The sequence below is a fragment of the Peribacillus aracenensis genome (assembly GCF_025175645.1).
GTDB lineage: Bacteria > Bacillota > Bacilli > Bacillales > DSM-1321 > Peribacillus > Peribacillus aracenensis.
Genome location: NZ_JANZMJ010000044.1, coordinates 1 through 17906, shown reverse-complemented (window position 1 = coordinate 17906; position 17906 = coordinate 1). Strand labels below are relative to the sequence as shown.

Annotated in this window: 15 protein-coding genes and 1 pseudogene; 10 read left to right on the top strand and 6 right to left on the bottom strand. The window is 35.2% G+C overall.

Going from position 1 to position 17906, the window contains the following annotated elements; genetic code table 11:
• Nucleotides 1-14: 14 nt before the first annotated feature.
• The 3 genes from N0M92_RS26715 to N0M92_RS26705 form a co-directional block, all read right to left on the bottom strand.
• A complete protein-coding gene (locus N0M92_RS26715) occupies nucleotides 15-2474 on the bottom strand; it encodes a SpoIID/LytB domain-containing protein (protein WP_260288657.1) in 2460 nt (819 codons plus the stop codon).
• 169 nt (nucleotides 2475-2643) lie between these two features.
• Nucleotides 2644-2814 carry a hypothetical protein gene (locus tag N0M92_RS26710; RefSeq protein WP_260288656.1) on the bottom strand — a complete coding sequence of 57 codons (171 nt, stop codon included), beginning with the start codon at nucleotides 2812-2814 and terminating at the stop codon, nucleotides 2644-2646.
• A 112-nt stretch (nucleotides 2815-2926) separates the two neighbouring features.
• Nucleotides 2927-3160, bottom strand: a complete 234-nt coding sequence (locus tag N0M92_RS26705) for a HEPN domain-containing protein (RefSeq protein WP_260288655.1) — start codon at nucleotides 3158-3160, stop codon at nucleotides 2927-2929.
• Nucleotides 3161-3827: 667 nt separating this feature from the next.
• Here N0M92_RS26705 and N0M92_RS26700 point away from each other — a divergent pair.
• From N0M92_RS26700 to N0M92_RS26685, 4 genes are all read left to right on the top strand, one after another.
• Nucleotides 3828-4394: a recombinase family protein gene (locus N0M92_RS26700; RefSeq protein ID WP_260288654.1), complete on the top strand. Its 567-nt coding sequence runs from the start codon at nucleotides 3828-3830 to the stop codon at nucleotides 4392-4394.
• A gap of 117 nt (nucleotides 4395-4511) precedes the next feature.
• Nucleotides 4512-4970: a DUF5063 domain-containing protein gene (locus N0M92_RS26695; RefSeq protein ID WP_260288653.1), complete on the top strand. Its 459-nt coding sequence runs from the start codon at nucleotides 4512-4514 to the stop codon at nucleotides 4968-4970.
• 136 nt (nucleotides 4971-5106) lie between these two features.
• The gene (locus N0M92_RS26690; protein ID WP_260288652.1) at nucleotides 5107-5541 is read left to right on the top strand and encodes a hypothetical protein; all 435 of its coding nucleotides are present in this window, start codon (nucleotides 5107-5109) and stop codon (nucleotides 5539-5541) included.
• A gap of 213 nt (nucleotides 5542-5754) precedes the next feature.
• Nucleotides 5755-6258, top strand: coding sequence for a DUF2716 domain-containing protein (locus N0M92_RS26685; RefSeq protein ID WP_260288651.1), 504 nt, complete (start codon nucleotides 5755-5757; stop codon nucleotides 6256-6258).
• A 272-nt stretch (nucleotides 6259-6530) separates the two neighbouring features.
• Here the strand turns inward: N0M92_RS26685 and N0M92_RS26680 are convergent, their stop codons facing one another.
• The gene (locus N0M92_RS26680; RefSeq protein ID WP_260288650.1) at nucleotides 6531-6908 is read right to left on the bottom strand and encodes a steroid Delta-isomerase; all 378 of its coding nucleotides are present in this window, start codon (nucleotides 6906-6908) and stop codon (nucleotides 6531-6533) included.
• A 173-nt stretch (nucleotides 6909-7081) separates the two neighbouring features.
• Here N0M92_RS26680 and N0M92_RS26675 point away from each other — a divergent pair, with 173 nt between their 5' ends.
• Complete coding sequence (locus tag N0M92_RS26675) at nucleotides 7082-7633, top strand: TetR/AcrR family transcriptional regulator (RefSeq protein WP_260288649.1); 552 nt, start codon at nucleotides 7082-7084, stop codon at nucleotides 7631-7633.
• A 519-nt stretch (nucleotides 7634-8152) separates the two neighbouring features.
• Here N0M92_RS26675 and N0M92_RS26670 read toward each other — a convergent pair.
• A pseudogene (locus tag N0M92_RS26670) lies at nucleotides 8153-8650 on the bottom strand (recombinase family protein); the annotation flags it as partial.
• Nucleotides 8651-9051: 401 nt separating this feature from the next.
• Between N0M92_RS26670 and N0M92_RS26665 the strand changes: the two are divergent.
• From N0M92_RS26665 to N0M92_RS26645, 5 genes are all read left to right on the top strand, one after another.
• Nucleotides 9052-9753, top strand: a complete 702-nt coding sequence (locus tag N0M92_RS26665; protein WP_260288648.1) for a polyphosphate polymerase domain-containing protein — start codon at nucleotides 9052-9054, stop codon at nucleotides 9751-9753.
• A 31-nt stretch (nucleotides 9754-9784) separates the two neighbouring features.
• Nucleotides 9785-10468: a DUF4956 domain-containing protein gene (locus N0M92_RS26660; protein ID WP_260288647.1), complete on the top strand. Its 684-nt coding sequence runs from the start codon at nucleotides 9785-9787 to the stop codon at nucleotides 10466-10468.
• A 59-nt stretch (nucleotides 10469-10527) separates the two neighbouring features.
• Nucleotides 10528-12303, top strand: a complete 1776-nt coding sequence (locus N0M92_RS26655) for a CotH kinase family protein (protein ID WP_260288646.1) — start codon at nucleotides 10528-10530, stop codon at nucleotides 12301-12303.
• A gap of 157 nt (nucleotides 12304-12460) precedes the next feature.
• A complete protein-coding gene (locus tag N0M92_RS26650; protein ID WP_311202607.1) occupies nucleotides 12461-13156 on the top strand; it encodes a response regulator transcription factor in 696 nt (231 codons plus the stop codon).
• Nucleotides 13134-14468 (top strand): sensor histidine kinase, encoded by a 1335-nt coding sequence (locus N0M92_RS26645; protein ID WP_260288645.1) that lies wholly within the window; start codon nucleotides 13134-13136, stop codon nucleotides 14466-14468. Before N0M92_RS26650 ends, N0M92_RS26645 begins: the two co-directional genes overlap by 23 nt.
• Nucleotides 14469-14630: 162 nt before the next feature.
• Here the strand turns inward: N0M92_RS26645 and N0M92_RS26640 are convergent, their stop codons facing one another.
• Entirely contained in the window at nucleotides 14631-17627 is a 2997-nt protein-coding gene (locus N0M92_RS26640; RefSeq protein ID WP_260288644.1) for a Tn3 family transposase, read from the bottom strand.
• Between the last annotated feature and the right edge of the window lie 279 nt (nucleotides 17628-17906).

The following is a 17906-nucleotide window of genomic DNA, read 5'->3' as shown; positions in this document are numbered from 1 at the left end:
ATGGATAGATTTCGTTATTGGACGTTCGTTAAGTATTTTCCATATACATAACCTGTTTCCTTACCGTACTTAATTTTGTACCAAGAACTGCTATTAGTAATGACGGTAACAGTTTGGTTTTTCTTCAAAGAGCCAAGAACTTTCCCTGATGTGGAGGGTTTGGAACGGACATTTAACTTTGTAGCATTGACCCTACCAGTCATATTCTTCGCTGGCGGTTTGTTTAATGTATAGGAAGTCGTCGTTGCACGTTTGTTCTTACTTGGATCTATCGCTGTAATGTTAAACGTATACTTTCCGTTCAAAACCTTTGATACATCCCATGATGCACTTTGGACACCGGCATTTTTATTAGTATTATTGGTCAGTGTCGCCACGGTTTTGCCTTTTGCATCTTTTACTTGAACAGTTACCTTCGCCTTTTCGTTAATCTCATACTTCAAATCAACTTTATTCGTTCTTGAATCATATGAAGTTTTTATATTCTTAATGGAAGGTGAAGTTGTATCGGGTTTTGTTAATGTAAATGTAACCGTTGCTGAGCTTTTATTTTGATTACTATCGATCGTTGCAATTTCAAATGAGTACTTTACGTTCAAAACCTTCGATACATTCCACGATGTCCATTGAATACCGGCATTTTTCTCTGTATTATTGATCGGAGTAGCTAGGATTTTACCTTTTGCGTCTTTTACTTGAACAGTAACCTTTGATTTTTCATTGGTCTCATACTTTAGAAAAACCTTATTCGTTTTTGAGTCATATGATGTATTTGTATTATTAATAACTGGAGCCGTTGTGTCAGGCTTTGTTAATGAAAATGGAACAGATGCTGAACTTGAATTATTACTACTATCAATTGTTCTAATTTCAAAGGTGTATGAACCGTTGCTTACCCTTGAAGCATTCCAAACGGCTAATTGCGATCCTGATGGCTTTTCGTCCCCTGAAACAAGAGAAGCGATGATATCCTCTTTTTCATCCTTAACTTCCACTGTCACATTCGCTTTTTCATTCGTATCAAAGGTTAATTTGACTTGGTCTGTTTTAGTATCATAATACGTTTTTATATCATTAATTATTGGCGCTGTTTCATCTTTAGGGGCAGGGTCCGGAACTGGTGTTGGGATTGGCGTTGGAATGACAGGTGCCGGGTCCGGCTTTACTGGTTCTACTTCCTCAGGTTCTGGCTCATAAGCTTGTTTTAAGCTTGTTCCTTCATAATAGAATGCAAGAATCTCGCGATACGTATATCCCTGTTCGCCAGCCTTTTTCGCGCCATACTGGCTTAGTCCGACACCATGGCCGAAGCCTTTTCCTGAAACGTTAATCGTATCCTTTGCAGTATCCACTTTGTCTATTAAAAAGCTTTTCATGAAGCTCAGACCTATAATGTCTCTAATTTTGGAAGCCGCTACATCTTCTAATATTACACTTTGATGTAGCGCTTTCCCCTTTTCTTTCACCATAAATTCAATCGTAATACTTCCTTTACTCACCCTGCCGCCACTTGTTGGTGCTTGAAGGGTGAGTAAAGGGACAGCGATAATTTTAATGTCTTTGCCTGTATAGCCATTTGACTGTAGCCATGCTTTTATATTAGAAATTTCTTGTGTTTGTTCGACTTCCTTCGTATTAGCCCACCATGTATCTGCTTTTGTCAGGTCTAAGTTTGTAAGGTCTATTTGATGCTTTTTCACACTAAAGCTCCATGCAGTTTGCGGATCATATGGATCGTTTTTGACCATTAAATATGGTCGCTCTGTGCCGCCCCAAACATTTTTGTTGGACTCCGTTTTTCCACCATTGCTAGAGTAAAAAAGAGCATCTGAACCTATATGTTGTTTATCACTATAACCAATGACCTGACCTTCTGTTGCTTTAACAGCTCTTGTTGAATTTTCGTGCCAAGCATAGCCACCGTATACCTGGAAATTCACTGTGTCATCGGGTGTTCTATTGATGTAGCTCATTGCATAGGTTCTTGCCGCAACAGCCTGTGCCTTTAAGGCTTCTTGATTCCATAAAGCCGGCATTTCAGCTGGAACAACCCCTTTTAAATAATCTTCAAGACCAATCGAGTTATACGGACGGATGAATTTCCCATCTTCCATAATAAAACGGAAACTACCTAAGTATGTACGGCCATTAATCGAAAGTGGACCGTTCCCTGTTTCAGGTCTCACCTCAACCTCAGAAGCTTTTCCTATTTCTTTTGAATCTGACAGTACAACAATGTCCGTACCGCTGACCCTCAACGTATACTTCTTGTTCGATTCTAGTTTTACATTTGCTAGATTCGTAGTGTACGTGACTTCCGGTTCAACGGTAATCTCAGATTTGTTACCCAGATAGCCTTTTAATTTAACCTTAATGATTGGATCGGATGCCGCTTTAACTGATATTTCTGGAAGCAAAAATAGCATGAGAACGAGTGTAACAAACATCCACACTCCATAATGCACCTTTTTCATTGAATAACCTCCTCGGAACTAAAAAATATCTAAATAATAGTATAGCACCCATAATTAAACAGAGGGCGCTTTATTTAACTATGTTAGGTGTGGCTTTGAAATAAAGATGAACTGTTTATAAAAAAGTCGCACCGTTCGCAAAAAAGATGAACCGAAATTTCCTATATCTTTAAAGAATATCTGTATCACCATTCTCAAGTTTCTCTCTTACATCTGAATAAAATTTAGTGTAATCCGTTTCCCTTACTGCTCGAATAGAAAGTTGTGTATCCTTGCTTAGAGGTTTCTCTTCATCTAGAAAACTGATCATTTCCTTATTATCTTTTACTTCATCGTACATTGATACAAACCAATAATTTAAGAGAACAATTCTCACAAATTCTTTAAGTTCCTCATAATAGAGGTATGTTATTCTATCTGTGCTTTGTCCATGAATATACTTCGAACGTTCATCACAATTTTTTTATTCTTGAATAGGTTTTATCTTTCTTATCTTTATCAAAAATTAACTTACTTGTATAAGTTGAAACTTTTTCAGCAATTTTCTCTTTGTCATAATTAAATAACGATTCAAGTGATGCGATTAGACATAAAAGTTTTACTGAAATGTTATTAACAGAAAAAGATTGATCAAAATAATCTAGGGCACGACTATATTCTTTATTTTCGCTCATCATTTTTGTCATTAAATCCCAACGCATATGAAAATTTAGTCAACTAGATTGTAATTTCCAATTTTTTTCTGAAAACCTAGAAGGATGGTCTAATGGTGAGAAAACTTGCGTAAAAAAGCTTTTTCTACAAATTCCATTTCTTCATCGTAAACTTCAAAATTTATTACTGGGATAAAAATATCAAGGTTTGTTACTAATCTAAGTACTTTTTCAAGGTATAGGACTTTGTTACATAATTCATCAAAGTTCTTTTCAACGTATTTTTTTATTTTACCTTTTGAAGCTCCATTATTATTTGAAATCTCAATTTCAATTGGGTCATCATTTTCAAAGCAACAATAATAATGTTTTTCATCACCATCAAATGGTATAAACCAATAGAAGAGAGTAGGATTTGCTAGGCTGTAATCCGTATACTATTGCTTCATACTTCAATTTTAACTTTTTCATATTTTCCCCTTTTTGATTTTTATTTTACAGCAAGGGATATTAGAAGTGACCATTTAGTCTAACTTTTCTTAACGTAAGTATCGATCTTTTTATGTCTAAAAGTTAAAACTTTAAGACACTCTTAAAAATAGAATTTTTTTTGGTTATTTGTTCTTGTTTCGGGTCTAAAAGTTAGTCTATAATTTTATGTATAAAACATTTAAGACTTTTAGACAAAGGGTGATACAAATTGTTAATTGGTTATGCAAGAGTTTCAACTACTGGCCAGGATTTAGAAACACAAAAAGAAATATTGGCAAATGAAGGGTGTGAAAAGCTTTTTGTTGAGAAAGTAACTGGAACAAGTACCAAACAAAGAACTCAACTTTATGAAGCTTTGGAATTTGCGCGAGAAGGAGATACATTAGTGGTAACAAAAATAGATCGTTTAGCTCGTTCTATTATGGACTTAAATAAAATAGTTCAAGGGTTGGCTGAAAAAGGGGTTAAAGTTAGATTTGTAAAAGAGGATATGAAGTTTGATGGTTCAAACGAAGGAAATAGCTTACAAACACTCCTTTTTAATATTTTAGGTTCTTTTGCACAATTTGAACGTGATCTTATTGTAGAAAGAACTACAGAAGGTCGGGAGAGAGCAAAAAGGCAAGGGAAACATATGGGAAGACCAGGACAAGATGAAAAGACTTTAAAACGAGCTATTAAGCTTTATAATGAACGTGAAACAAACGGAATGAGTGTAAATGACATAGTAAAAGCTACAGGAGTTCCACGTTCCACGTTATATGCTAAAAGGTAATGGGGTTGCTGTGGCAGCTCTTTTCTTATGGAACTAAAGGGGCAGGTTAGTTCATCAAGAGTTTTCTATTTTGTGGTAGAATTTAAACAGAAAATACAGCAAGAGAGGAGATATAAAATGCAAATTAAAGTGACAGAGGACTTTTATCTCTCAGCATCAAATTATTGCAGGGTCATCGAGAATTTCGGCTCCATTAAGGGAAATAATTTAACAAGTCTACTTTGTTCGCTTTTAGAATTGTACACAAAAGCTCTTAGTCTTCCAGATGTTGAATCAGACAATGAAAAAGAAACCGACTTTGAAATATCTGTCCCCTTAATTAATTTAAAAAAGTACGACCACTATTGGGAGGTTTTTAATCCATATCATTTTGGTGAACCAGTAGAGGCAAGTTTGTCTGATGACATATTGGATATCTATAAAGATGTTAAAAGAGGCATATTTTTATATGAAAAAAATGAGCACATAGAGGCTATCTGGGAATGGAAAGTAAATTTTGAAATACATTGGGGCAGTCACGCTGTTGATGCAATTCGTGCTCTCCATTCTATAAAAAATTTAGTGAATACTTCTTGAACTAACGGATGCGTTAGCTGAAGATCAGAGCTGTCTTTAAGGCAGTTTTTTCTTTATGCAACTATCGTGGCAGGCTAGTTTAAGTATAATTATCATTTGGTAATATTACCATTCAATTGTTATAGGAAGTGAAAAGATGATCTTTTATTATTTAATGCTCATAGTAGGAGCTTTATCAGTAATAGGCGCAGTATTTGTTTTTTTTGCTATGTATGTTGATAAAGAATATTCATTATTAAATGTAGTTAAAAGCTTAGGAAGCTTTGTATTTGGTGTTTTTCTTTTAGCTGTTACCCTCCCAAGCCTAAAATATGTTGTGCTAAAGGAATATGATGTCGTCAGTGGAAAATGTGTTGTCGAAATAGATTCATCAGGTCGTTCTTCTATGGCAGACTTTAACATGCTCGATACAGATGAACTGTTTACTTTCAATGATATTCCTGCACTTGATGCTTATGGAAAGTCAATCCCTTATTATTGTAAGGTGACAGTTACAAAGGACCATATGTTTGAAATTGGTTACAGAATATATGATGTCAAAACAAGAAAGTTAATATTAACAAGCCCGTAGCCATGTATACAGTTGTAAATGATAAAAGAGGCAATTACCTTTTTATCATTGATAGAAATTTTCCATTTGTGAAGAAATGTACTTAAACTAACGGGTGCGTTAGCTGAAGATCGGGGTAGGCAGCTTTTTCTTATAGAACTAACGGGGCAGGTTAGTTGCACAATAAATGATATAATAACCCTGGTTAAAAGCATCGTAAAGGTGGCTATTCAAATGGAAAATTGGATTGAACTATCTGAAATTGAAGATATAGAGGTATGGGATAGGATTTATGATGAATTTACTTTTAAGCCAAGCATATCAAAGTTCCCATCCTTTGAAGTGCCAAGTCCATTTATCACATATGATGTATCCCCGTGTCTAAATTGGTCCGGAGATTCAGAAACTTATGATGAGATTTACTATGATCTAGAGGATAAGTCATTGCTTGTTTTTCAAGAACTCACACAGAAAAATGAATATATGTATGCGTTAGATTGGCAACATCCAGGTTATTGGATAAACCCTCGTATGGAGTTTCCGAAAAGTGAATTTGATGAATGGACAGTACCTATTTTTCCAGACGGTGATTATTACTTTTTTATTCATAAGAATTTTGACTGGGGATTATTAGGACACCCTTGGGAAAAAACCATCACTATTTTTGGAAAAGAATTAATAAAAGGTTTTGAAAAACATAAACCAAGAATGTTTCAAAAGATATTACGTCAGGGATAATGTAAAACTTGTTGAACTAACGGGTGCGTTAGCTGAAGATCGGAGCTGTCTTTAAGGCAGCTTTTTGTTATGGAACTATCGGGGCAGTTTAGTTCCATAAGGGGTACCGTCAGGAAAATGCGGATTTACAACGCTAAGAGGGCCAGATTGTAGAACAATACCTTTAAAAGTAATTAGGGATTTATGTAAAATGAAAAAGGCTGTCTAACTTAGACAGCCTCTCACGCACTGTTAGTTATGCAATAAAGAAAAGTCGGTTAGAACAATAAAGTCTATACTCCTTTGATATCTTCTGGACCCCAATAAGCTTTCATATCTACAACTTTACCTGAGTCATTAAAAGTCATGACATCAATACAATGAATTTGTACTTCCTTTCCGTCCATATCCATATTAATAATGAATGCCATGGCTGCCGAGTTACTATGTGAACCTCGAATTGGGGCTGCTAGCTCAAGCTTGTTCACAAGAGTTATACCCTTCTGATAAAAAGAAGTGATGGCTTCTTTTCCTTCTATAGGTTGACTGCCAACTGGGTCTTCAATTCTTGCATTATCTGCGAAGAGAGAAACCAATGTATCCGCATTCCTATTATTAAAACTATCAATGTATTTTTGCATAACAGCCTTCATTTCAGCTTGTGTAGGCACTTTCTTCACCTCTTAAAATTTATAATTTATTGTACGGTTGTTAAATATTGTACAACTGTCTATTATTGTATTATCCTAGAGATACCAATGCAATCGTTAAAAACGTGAATTTCGTTGATTAAACAACAATGTAATAATATCTGTTCAATAAATAAGGTAGATGGTGATTAAAGATGACAAAAGTAGATAGAAGAATACTAAAAACCCGAGAAGCTATTAATAAAGCTTTCATTGAATTGCTGGCGGAGAAGAGTTTTGACCATATTACAATTAATGAAATTGCGGAACGAGCCAATATTAATCGAGGAACCCTCTATCTTCATTTCACTGATAAATACGATTTAATGGACAAAGCTATCGAAAGTAATTTAAAGACATTTACAGGTTCTTGCGTGGTGAAAAAAGGTGAGCAAGGGGCTAATGATATGGCAAACTCATTACTCCCCATATTTGAACATTTTGAGCAAAATTATTTGTTTTATTCTACTATGTTAGATAACAGGGGGAACCAATGTTTTCGAGAACACTTGCTTCAAGTTGTCATTAAAGGAACGAATGAGTCTTTAGGTGAAGGTATCAACCATGAACTAAATAAAGAAATAACCGTTCAATATATGGCTGCTGCTTTTGTGGGCATTGTTGAATGGTGGCTTAAGAATGAAATGCCTCTGTCACCTCTTGAAATGGCAAGACATATGTGTGTTTTAATACAAAAGAATCTGTAGTAAGTTCTCTCCCTAAACGGGTACTATTCTTTAATTTTTGAAGCAATCTTTCTCAATACCAGCTAATAGAAGTTATGTTGATTATTCATGAATAGGGCGCTTTAATGAAGTAACTAAAGCCTAATTTCTCACTTATAACACCGAGAAATTAGGCTTTTTATATTTTTTTGATTTCCTTAACGTTGTAAATCCGCATTTTCCTGACGCTACCCCTATAAGAAGTAAACAATCTTAATGTTTGTTCACCTAATGGGTGTTTTAGCTGAAGATCAGAGCTGTCTTAAAGACAGCTTTTTCTAATGGAACTAAAGGGGCAGCATTCCTGTAATGAATGGAAAGTAAGTTTTGAGTACATCTTTCTTATTAAACAAAAACAGCTAAGTTTGTGATTTTATACACTTAAACTAACGGGTGCGTTAGCTGAAGAACGGAGCTGTCTTTAAGGCTTAGTGACAGGGTAGCTGCTCTAGTCCGCAGGATTTTTTCCATTAAAAGTAAACTAATGTTTATTATAGTGGTTTAAGTGGTCTCCTCTTTTTTCTGCTTCCTCTTAGCTCTTATAAGTGTACTTTTCGAAATACCGGTCTTTTCTTCCACTTCTTTATAAGAATGATTTTTTAGGAGTGATAAAGCATGTTCGATTTGTTTCTTTTGGTATTTTTTAGGTCGCCCTTCCCTAAAATCCTCCCGTAATTTAGCTATTGATTTGCCTTCTTGAGTTCTTTCCACAATCATATCACGCTCAAATTCCGCAAATGCACTCATAATGATAAAAATAAGTCTTCCTGTTGCTGTATTCTCCACTAGACCCATGTTCAATATATGTACTTTTACTCCTCTTTCAAATAAGTCTTTAATGGTATGGATTCCATCTACTGTTGATCTTGCAAAACGGTCCAATTTGGTAACTACTAAAGCATCTCCCTTTTTTAATTGTGCCAATAGCTTCTTAAATTCTGGCCGATCTGTTTTTGTTCCAGTAAACTTTTCAGAATAAATAAAGTCACAATTTTCCTTGAAGTTATGATTCTTATATTTTATAGTTTCTATTTTATAATTTTTTCAATTCAGGTCTGATAACGTATGTTTTCAGCGTTTTGCTACAGGGAACACTTTTGTTCTTCCTTTTCTTTTACCATTCTTTTGTATCTACTATTTACTCAACTTTTACAAAAAAATAATTTTCTTTACATAGTTAATATTGAGTTAACATTACTAGACTATCTTTTATGTATCGAGTTTGTGTTGAATAAAAATCAGCTACGGAAAATAACCCCCTTTTAAAAATTTGATTTTCTTCATCCAAACTCTTTAAAACGCTAGTTAGCTATTCTTATGGAGGTTGTTATGAATCATTAGTTCGACATAGCATTAACGGACAAACCTATGAATTTACTTAAGAAAGGAGAACCATCTATATGCCTATTCACACGTCGTATAATCCAAAGGGGCGACAAGAGCTAAAGCATGGGATTACTTATATCGATTACATGTTGTTAAAGACTAAGATAAGACATTTAATGAAACTCGACCCTAACGCTGGTCCGAACGGTAAATACCTCATTCGTTCTTGCTATTTCGATAATATTAGTAACAAAATTTTGAATGAGAAAAAAGAGGGCTACCTAAATCGCGATAAATATCGTGTTCGTATTTATGGAAAAAGCGCAGGTGTAGTAAACTTAGAGCGAAAAAGCAAGAGAAATAACTTGACATTTAAGTCGAAATGCAAAACGTCGAAAGAAGAATTTGAAAAGATGCGTGTTGGCGATATTGAGTGGATGAAGGATGATGAGCGAGGTCTTATGCGTGAGTTATATTTTGAAATGACGCAATATCAACTGAAGCCAATGACAGTGGTTGATTATGAACGTGAAGCCTACATTTATTTATATGGTAATGTTCGTATAACCTTTGACAGCAAAGTACAGTCTAGTCTCCAGAACACTGATATGTTCAATAAACATCTGCCAATGGTAGATGTACTCGAGCCAACTGAAGTCATTCTTGAGGTTAAATATGACGAGTATTTGCCAGAAATTATACGATATATGCTGCAAGGCGTTAATACTGTGCATGAAGCCTATTCAAAATACCAATTAAGCCGTATGTACGTTTAAACTAGAATTTAATCAGGAGGAGTAACACATTATGGAATCAATTAATTTCAATGATATTTTTAAATCAAGCTTCCTAGAGAAAGCAGCTTCATTTTCATTAACAGATTCTCTGCTAGGATTACTATCTGCTTTTTTACTTGGCTTTTTTGTTTATGCCGTTTACAAAAAGACATTTAACGGAGTCATTTACTCACATTCATTTAATATATCACTCATGGTCATGACAATAGCAACTGCATTGGTCATAATGGGGATTAGCTCTAATGTTTTATTATCTTTAGGTATGGTTGGTGCATTATCAATTGTTCGCTTTCGTACACCAATTAAAGACCCGATGGATTTAGTATATTTATTCTGGTCTATTATAGTTGGTATATTGTGTGGAGCCGGATTCATTTTATTAGCTGTAATAGGATCCATTGTAATAGGGATCGTATTAATTGTGTTCGCAAACAAAATTACGGTTCAAAATCCTTATTTAGTTGTCGTAAAGTTTAACTCAGAAGCAACAGGCCAAGAAATTGAAAGGATTTTAAAAGAAAAAACGAAAAAATTCAATTTGAAATCTGAATCAATGATGTTAGGGAATGAAACAGAAGCCACATATGAAGTACGCGTTAAAGAAAATGATTCACAGATTGTAAAGAGTATTGCCAAAGTGAAAGGTGTAACGTCTGCTGTCATGCTAAGTTATGATGGTAACTTTACAGCGTAATGTAGTCTTTGGGAAATCTGTTTCGGCAGGTTTCCTATTTTTTAAAGGAGTGCAATCAGATGATAAGTAATAAATTTGTTTACTCCATAATGGCTGGGTTAATCGCTCTCTTTTTAATCGTCCTCATGGTCCTGCCGAATCTAGGAGTTGAAGCTAAAAATGATGAATTTTCCTATGAAACAAAGCTGTTTAATGAAAAAAAAGTAACTACAGTCGATATTGAAATCAATGAAGAAGATTGGGCGGATATTTTAAAGAACCCGAATAAAGAGGAATATAAAGAAGCCTCTGTGACAATCAATGGAGAGCGAATCGGGAATGTGGCGGTCAGAACAAAAGGAAATTCCTCTCTTATGTCCGTAGCGAATAGTGATTCAAATCGTTATAGTTTAAAAATAGATTTTGATCATTATGATAATACACAAAGCTTTTATGGGTTAAAAAAACTGAATTTAAATAATAATTTCAGTGATACAACCCAGATGAAAGAGTATGTATCTTATGAAATGATGGAATCAATGGGACTCGCCACACCGGATCATTCTTATATGAATGTTACGGTCAATGGCGAGGATTATGGCTTGATGCTGGGAGTCGAAGCAGTCGATGAAACCTTCCTTGCGAAGAACTACGGAAGCAATGACGGCTTTTTGTATAAGCCGGATGGAACTGGAAGTGATTTGAAATATATAAGTTCTGACATAGATGATTACTCAGGTCTTAATCCGAAAACAAACGAATCCAATCTCGATCAATCCAATATTCTGGACATGATTGATGTCATTAATAATGGCGGAGACATAGAAGAGTACATCGATGTTGATAATATGCTGCGCTATTTTGCCACAACGACAGCTCTTGTCAGCATGGATAGCTATCAAGGTATGATGAAACATAACTATTACCTTTATGAAGAGGATGGAAAATTCTCCATCATTCCATGGGATTATAATATGGCATTCGGTGGATTTTCCATGGGTGGTATGGGAGACATGGGCGACAGGCCGATGCCCGAAGGAATGGAGAATATGGACATGTCCAAATTGATGGAAGGTGGAGAAATGCAACTTCCTGAAGGACAAGAACTGCCGGAAGGCATTAAAGGTGGAAACATGTTGGATGCCATGACAAATGAAGAGATCATGACAGACGAAGCCATTAACTTTGATATTTATAATCCGGTTCAAAGTACTACTTTAGAAGATCGACCTTTATTGAATGCTCTGTTAGAAAACGAAGAATATTTAGCTAAATATGAAAAATATTTAGAAGAAGTATCCACCAAATATTTTACAGAAGAAAATGTAAGTAAAATAACAAGAGAAGTGTCAGCAACCATTTTAACGTATGTAAAAGCGGATCCATCCAAATTTACGACAACAGAACAATTTCTAGCAGGTGTAAGCGGCGAAAATAGCCTGGCTGCTTTTGCCGGTGCACGGTCAGAATCTATCTTAAAGCAGCTTTCTGGTGAGCTGGTTATTGATAGTAAATCTGCTGAAGAAGATCCACAAGTTGATCATAATACAGAACCGAAGGAATCTCCCCCAATCCAATCAACTCAAGATGACTCTGGTCAAAGTGAGAAATCTGAGGGGATGAAACCTCCTGAGGGGTTCGACCCAGAGAATATGCCTGAGGGAATGGATCTCCCTGAAGGATTTGATCCTAGCAAAATGCCTGATGGAATGGGCCAAGGGCAGATGGGAGATTCAGGTGAGAATGTTGATCCTGTCTCTTCTATGAAAAGTTTGGCATTGACTCTAGGTTCATTACTCATCTTACTTCTAGCCATATTTGGGGTAAAGAAATTCAACCGTCGTGGCTTTCGTTAGAACATTAAATGTAGCTTAAAAATTGCATAAGTCTGAATGAAAAAGCGATGGGTTGTACAATAGTACACTTACATCGCTTTTTTATAAATATTAACCAAGTGTATAAATACTTACAAATAGAAGATTTGTAAAGAATAATGTCAAAGGAGGACTAATATTGGTAAAAATTTTAATTGTAGATGATGATATGCATATTCGTGAATTAATGAAATTGTATTTAGAAGATGAGCATTTTGAAGTCATTGAGAAAAGTAATGGCTCATTAGCGTATGAATATTTAGAAAAGAATCATGTTGACCTTATTATCCTAGATATTATGATGCCTAAAATGGACGGTATCCAATTTTGCCATGAAATTCGGAAACTACATGATGTTCCCATTTTAATGATTTCTGCAAAGGATCAAGCACAGGATCGGATTAAAGGATTTCAAGTAGGTACAGATGATTATTTAGCAAAGCCATTTGATCCAGTAGAAATGGTTCTTCGTGTTAAGGCACTGTTAAAAAGAGCGCGTTTACATACAGATCAAATATTAACGATAGGCAAAATTTTACTAAACCGGACAACTTATGAAATCAACTACCCGAATGGTGAGAAGGAAATCTTACCTTTAAAAGAGTTTGAGCTTCTTTTCATGTTAGGTAGTTACCCAGGGCAAGTATTTACTCGTGATGTGCTGCTCGAAAAGATCTGGGGTATGGATTTTATTGGAGTCGACCGCACGGTAGATGTGCATATTCGCAAGCTAAGAGAACGTTTAGAACCTTATGATACAGCGATGCAAATCGTCACACTAAGGGGAATTGGTTATAGAATTGAGGTGCAGGATGGTAAAGAGCTTATACATTAGACTTACCCTTACATTTGTCGGAATTGTTGCCTTAAGCTTTCTCATCGCATTTTCAGTCACTTCCTATTTTTATAAAAATCGTGTCGATGAAATAATAAAAGATGAAATTTCAGATGTAAAACAATCGATTGAAGTACAATTACAATATGCAACCTTCGATGAAATAAAAGAAAATATTCGATTGATTTATCGTTACCAAATTGATTTTATTCAATACGGAAAGAGTTCTGAAAAGATTCCAAAAGATGAATTGGAAAAAATTTATTCAGGTAAAGAAATTTATCACCTAACACCAGGACCTGATATGTATATTGGGCTGCCTATAACTATTGAAGGCGAGAAAGGTGCTTTAATTCTTACGAAAAAGGCATTTGAAACATCTATGTTATTTAAATCTCTCTCTGACATCACTTGGGTAGCTATATTAATTGGAACAATCTTTATACTGATCATTACAAGAAGTATTGTCAATCCCGTAAAAAAGTTAACTGAAGCAACAAAGCAGCTTGCACAAGGGAATTTTGACGCAATTTATCAAACGAAGCGAAAAGATGAAATTGGCCAGCTTACAGAAAGCTTTAACGAAATGGCAAAGGAATTAAGCCTGCTTGTTAAGATGCGAGAGGATTTTGTATCGAACGTATCCCATGAATTTCAAACCCCTATTACATCGATTTTAGGTTTCACCAAGGCACTTGAGCACAAGAAGCTTACAGAGGAACAGCGAAAACGTTATTTATCCATTATCAGAAGTGAAAGTGAGCGGTTATCATATCTCAGTAAAGATATTTTAAGATTATCTCATTTGCAGCATGGGCAATATCAACTCGTACTTTCAACGTTTTCCATTGATGAACAAATTCGAAATGTATTGATTACCCAAGAGCCCCAATGGTCTGCGAAAAACCTAAAGATTTCCCTTGACATGGAACATATATTAATCCAAGCCGATGAGAATTTATTACAACAAGTATGGGTGAATTTTATTAACAATGCTATCAAATTTTCTCCTGAAAACGGTGAAATAAATGTGTGTGTGAAGCAATTATATATGGAAAAGATTGAAATCTCCATTAAGGATTTTGGTCCTGGTATTCCAGAGAGTGAACAAAAGCTTATTTTCACTCCTTTTTATAAGGTTGACCAAGGACGCGATGCAGCTGTTAAAGGAAGTGGACTAGGGCTAACCATTGTGCAACAAATTGTAGATCTGCATCATGGTACCATTCAAATTGTTAGTGAGAATGGAAACGGTACAACCTTTATTGTAACCCTTGCAAATAAGCTTTCAATACCGTACTTAAAAATATAACAATGAAGTCGTTTAAATCTAAGGGTTTCTTCAGTAATCCCGGCGCTTAAAATGAATAAGCATTAAGAAAAAAAACCGTAAATGTACAAAGTTTTATACACAAACTTGTATTTTTACGGTCTTTTGTTATGCAAAAAGTATACTGCTATTTGCCAAATACATTTAAGCCGCATGAAGTTTAATCGGTATTCTCTGGTCCATATTTAATTCAAAAATTCCATATGGATTAACATGATGATAAAAAAGAGGAGTTAAACCTCGAAAATCTTCTGGTGTCATTTTCTTTATCCAATATTGGTGGTTATCATATAGAACTTCTTGTACCATTAAGGTATTCATGTAGACTAAACAATTTTGAAGCAGTTGAAGCGATAAAGCTGATACTTCTTGATCTTCTAATGAATTGGATCGCATTTCACTATTTTTTCCATAAAAAATATAGGTAGTTACGGAATTCCATTGCTCCACTGTATTCAATCCTTCTTGGATTTCTCTTCGAGTTTCTTCAGAATGTAAATAGTCACATAAAAAGATGGTTTTTATCGCTTTTCCTAGTTCACATAACGCTAAATAAGTTGGATGTTTACTATCTCTTGTAAAGCGTTTTAAAATAGATTCTGCAGAAGCCGTTCCTAACCGTAGAGCAGTCGCAAACTTAACGATTTGCTCATACTGTTGTCGAATAAGGTCCCAGTTAATGGGTTTGCTTAAAACTGATTGTAATTGAGGGTACTTTTCATTCATACCAGATTCCGGTCGATATAATTTTTGAGCACCGATATTTTTGAAGCGAGGCATTAGTTTAAAACCAAGCAAGTGACTAAAAGCAAAAGCAATCACGCTTTGCCCATGTGTGTCGACATAGTTTCGATCAACTTCCATATCTGTACAGTGACGAAGCACTCCTTCCATCATCGCAGCTACTTCGGAAGAAAGACAAGACTTAACCTGAGAATAAATACAGGCAGATTTTCGATCCGTATGCCAATAGATCATGATTCCGTATTTTTTATAGCGAGGATGCCATTCTGTCAGTAGATTTTGATCCCAAGATCCCATATGTTTGGAATCGGAAGCACAAGCAGTGGTAGCTTCTCCCCATACTTCTTTTAGTCGATGGTGAATAATATGATTGGTCACTTCCGCATTGGCTTTTCTTAAATGGTCTTTATGTATAAACTTTTGACGAATATACCGAAGTTCTCGATAATTATCGAGGTGATTTCCAGCAGATACTGCTTTTAAACCAGTATTTGTTCCTAATCCAAATAAGCTAAAAAGCAAACGGCGCTGGATGGTTTCTTGATCTAATATTTCTCGATTAGCTGCAGTCTTAAAATGTTTGGTAAACCCTGTGTGAAAGTCTGTTTCTTTTAGTAAATCTAACAGGTTAATACCAGTCCACCGATTCTTAATCTCCTGTTTAATTCTTAGCACATGGGGAGGTTCTGGTTGCTTATCAAGTGGAGTAACTCGAATCCATCCTTTATTATTTTTTGCAGAAATCGCCACCTTTTCATTACTTTTATCCTCTAATCCTTGATGAAGCATATGAAGTTTATCTTTCATCAACTGTTTAATATCTTTGATAAAAGGCTCCACATCTAATGGTATTTTTAATGCTTCAAAGTATTCTTCCTTGTTCTCCTCAAAATCTTGCGGAAGATCTTCATCTGGGTTACGATATCGATCCGCACCCTCGATCCAAATTTCTTTGCAACGAAGTTGGGTACGAAGCGACTGAATGACCGCAATTTCATAATTGATCCGATTCACTCTTTCTATTCCCTGACTATCTGTTTCGATAATGACGTCTTTCCATTTAGGTTGAATGACACCATCAATAGGAACCTCGTCTCCAGCAGCAAAATAACGTTGCCCACTTTCTCCATATTCTCGAATGAGTTGGATGGCTTCAATCACCGGTTGATGAGATTGATTGTTAGACCGAAAGGTAAGATTCATTAGGATGTCAGTAAAAGCCTGTCGGTAATGTCCGCGATACGAAGTATGCATCCTGGTATAGATTCTTTCTTTATACTCACGATTATTTTTGGTCATCTCTTGTATAATATCTCGGATTTTGGAAGCACTAACAATAGGAAACAATGTGTCTTGAATAACTCCTTCTGGATAATCTACGGTCGCCTTCAATAAATTTATAATATGTTTATTTTTTCCTTTCACTCTTTCTAATTCTTCTACTGCTTCTTTTCGAGTTGTATTTTTAGCCTTATTCCTAATTTTAAGCGTAATTTCATCCAATAAATCTGCTAATGAGTCAATAATTTCCCCGTGTTGATGTGAAAATAAGATGGCTAGTAGGGTATAACGAATAGGGGCAGGATGCGCAAATAATTCCGTTACCGTTTCCGTGGCTGCGCGAAGCCGATATTTCTTTACTAATTTCGAAGGCAAATGATGAAATAGTCTTGGAGGGATTTCTAGATGCCGGATGGCTAATAATTTTTTTAATTCCGTTTCCATGGTATTTACACTTGGTTTACATGGAGAAGATAAAAGATGTCGAAAAGTGAGATTATCAGTTTCTATTTTTTCATGAAATGTTTCTTCTATTTCCGAACCCTCATCTAAATGAGTTTCCAATAAAGCATCTAATCGAGAACAACTCATAGAAGAAAGCTGTTGGAAAGTCGATTTATATAAATTTTTCTCAAAAGTATCTATGGCCGAATTAATCATTCGTTTTAAACTGCCTGTAGAAGGTGGTTCGACTTTCCATTTACGAAATAGGTTATATGCTTGATTTTTTAAATAGTCCGTATCATGTGTAAACTGAACTTGTTCATCCAGCCATTCAACCAAAAGGTTATTTTCCTTTGCAGAAAGTTCTCGAAAACCAAAAAGATTACGTATTGCTTTCCGATGATCTGTATAACTTCTTTCTTTGCCTCCCCAACCATAATGTTCGAAAAAATCTTCAATTGAAGCACCTATTTGTTTACCTAGATACTGAACAATATCTATGGGTACATCTTGTTTCTTATTTGGAAAACGAGCTTCCAGTTGAAAACATTTAAGGAGGACTGCAAATCCTAAACGATTTGCGTTTGACTTCTTACTCAATACTAAATGGCGTTCGTTTGGCAATAACATAAAGTGCTCCAATAATTCTTCTTCATTCCAATTTCTTTTCAATTTTCTCCCTCATCTCGCTGAATTTATACAATAAATAGTATAATTTGGATTATAGCGAGCCTCAAGAATCCCTAATAAAAAGATAAAAAAATTCAACTTACTATTATTGGAAAAAATCCTGCGGACTAGAGCAGCTACCCTGTCACTAAGCCTTTAAGGCAGCTTTTTTGTATGAAAACACATTAGTAAAAAAGCCATGCTAAAATAAACCCTTCATATTCTCATTTTTTTGAAGGGCGTAAATGTACTATGTCGTTATATTAACTGATTATGCAGTTT